The organism is Frankia sp. BMG5.23 (assembly GCF_000685765.2).
GTDB classification, from domain to species: domain Bacteria; phylum Actinomycetota; class Actinomycetes; order Frankiales; family Frankiaceae; genus Frankia; species Frankia casuarinae.
The window spans coordinates 1-2,009 of the sequence record NZ_JDWE01000148.1; the positions used below are offsets into that span (position 1 = coordinate 1).

The following is a 2,009-nucleotide window of genomic DNA, read 5'->3' on the forward strand; positions in this document are numbered from 1 at the left end:
CCGGACTCCGCCGCACCTGCGCCTCAAACAACTCCGACAACGTCACCTCCGGCACCACCACCCCCGTCTCATTCCACCCATCCACCACCCGGGCCCGCTCGGTCTCGTCGAGGAGCGGCACCTGGCTGACCCGGAGCGTGGGATCGGCAGCCACCGCCTCCAGCACCCGCACCAGCCGGTTCGCCGTCTCCTCGGCCGTCCGCTGGTCGAACAGGTCGGCCGAGTAGCCGACCGCCCCGCTGATCCCGGCGAGCTCCCCGTCGGGAGTGCGGTTCTCGGCCAGGCTGAACGACAGGTCGAACTTGGCCACGTCCGAGCCAGAGCGCTCCGGCCGTACCGACAGGCCGGGCAGCTCCCAACCCCCGTCCTGGTGGGTGTTCTGGAAGGTCAGCATCACCTGGAACAGCGGGTGCCGGGACAGCGAGCGGGCCGGTTGCAGCTCCTCCACCAGCCGCTCGAACGGCACGTCCTGATGGGCGTACGCCGCCAGGTTCATCTCCCGCACCCGGCCGAGCAGCTCGGCAAAGGACGGGTCGCCGCCGAGGTCGGTGCGCAGCACCAGCGTGTTGACGAAGAACCCGATCAGATCGTCCACGGCGGCGTCGCCGCGACCGGCCACCGGGGTGCCCAGCGCGATGTCGGTGCCCGCGCCGAGCCCTGACAGCAGTACCGCAATCGCCGCCTGCATCACCATGAACAGCGTGGCCCGCTCGTCCTGGGCCAGCCCGGTGAGCCGTGCGTGCACCTGCGGGCCGAGCCGCAGCGGCACCGAGCCGCCGGCGAAGGAGGCCACGGGCGGGCGCTGGCGGTCGACCGGCAGGGTCAGCTCGGCAGGAAGCTCAGCCAGGGTCGACCGCCAGTACGCCAGTTGCCTGCTGATCAGGCTGTCCGGGTCGTCCTCACTGCCGAGCACTTCGCGCTGCCAGACCGCGAAGTCGGCGTACTGCACCGGCAAGGGCGCCCACGACGGTTCCTGACCGGACAGTCGCGCCGCATAGGCCGCCGACAGGTCGCGGGTCAGCACCCCCATCGACCAGCCGTCGGCCGCGATGTGGTGCATCACCAGGAGCAGCATGTGCTCCTGCGGGGACAGCGCGAACAAGGACGCCCGCCATGGCAGCTCGTGGCGCACGTCGAACGGACGACTCGCCTCGGCCGCCAGCAGGCCGGGTAGTTCCCGCTCATCGGTGTCCTGCACCACGAGCTCGGGGCCGCCCACCAGGATCTGCTGGAAGGGCAGCCCATCCGAGTCGGGGAACACCGTCCGCAGGCTCTCGTGCCGAGTCGCGACGTCGGCCAACGCCGCGCGCAACGCCGCCCGGTCCAGGTCACCGCGCAGCCGCAGCGCCATCGGCATGTTGTAGATCGCGCTGCCCTCCTGCAACCGGTTCAGGAACCACATCCGCGCCTGGCCGAACGACAGCGGCAGCACCGCGGGCCGCCGGCCCGCCACCAGGGCGGTACGAGCGGTACCGTCGCCGCCGACCAGCCTGGCGACACCGGCCGGGGTCTGCGCCGTGAACAGGTCGTGGATGCTGACCTCAGCCCCGAGCGCCCCCCGCACCCGGGCAATCAGCCGCATCGCGAGCAGAGAGTCACCACCAAGATCGAAGAAACTGTCCTCGACCCCGACCCGCTCCAACCGCAACACCTCCGCAAACAAACCACACAACACCTCCTCCACCGCGGTACGCGGCGAACGACCCCCCACCCGACCCGCGAAATCCGGAACCGGCAACGCACCCCGATCCACCTTCCCCTGACCAGTCAACGGCAACCCAGACAACACCACCACCACCGCCGGCACCATATACTCCGGCAACAAACCCGCCACAAAGTCGCGGATCTGGACGGTGTCGAGCNCCTCCCCCTCGGAGGCGACGACATAGGCGACCAACCGTTTCTGCCCCGGCTCATCCTCACGCACCACCACCACACACCGCCCCACCCCCGGATACAACCCCAACACCGCCTCCACCTCACCCAACTCAATCCGAAAACCACGAACC

At 70.0% G+C, this 2,009-nt stretch carries 1 protein-coding gene; it reads right to left on the reverse strand.

Going from position 1 to position 2,009, the window contains the following annotated elements; all coding sequences use genetic code 11:
* Nucleotides 1-1,978: condensation domain-containing protein (locus BMG523DRAFT_RS22230; protein ID WP_235463409.1), on the reverse strand; the 1,978-nt coding region annotated here is incomplete at its 3' end.
* Nucleotides 1,979-2,009: the final 31 nt, after the last annotated feature.